Annotated in this window: 1 protein-coding gene; it reads left to right on the top strand. The window is 59.2% G+C overall.

Translation table 11 applies throughout. The features are described from left to right. A partial coding sequence (locus U5A67_RS40660; protein ID WP_321818857.1) for a hypothetical protein occupies positions 1-181 on the top strand: 181 nt, incomplete at its 5' end. Positions 182-206 lie beyond the last annotated feature (25 nt).

Below are 206 nucleotides of genomic sequence, written 5' to 3'. Positions count from 1 at the left end.
CGTGACGCGTGGGCAGGCGGTAAAGGCCGTGCAGTTGGGCGCGCCGTTCCCGCTGGAAAAAACGGATGGCGTTCAACAAAAGCGTCGCGATGGAATGCCGTTGGATGAGCGTCAGATTGATCTGCCCCTAAAGAAAGGCGTGGAGCATCTCAAGCCCCGGGAGGCGATGCGCAAAAGATGAGGCAGCAGAAAAGTCCGGTGAGACG

This window comes from Paraburkholderia sp. J69-1 (genome assembly GCF_905220255.1).
Taxonomy (GTDB): domain Bacteria; phylum Pseudomonadota; class Gammaproteobacteria; order Burkholderiales; family Burkholderiaceae; genus Paraburkholderia.
Note: the sequence above shows the minus strand (reverse complement) of the source record. Positions and strands in the feature narration are given on the sequence as shown.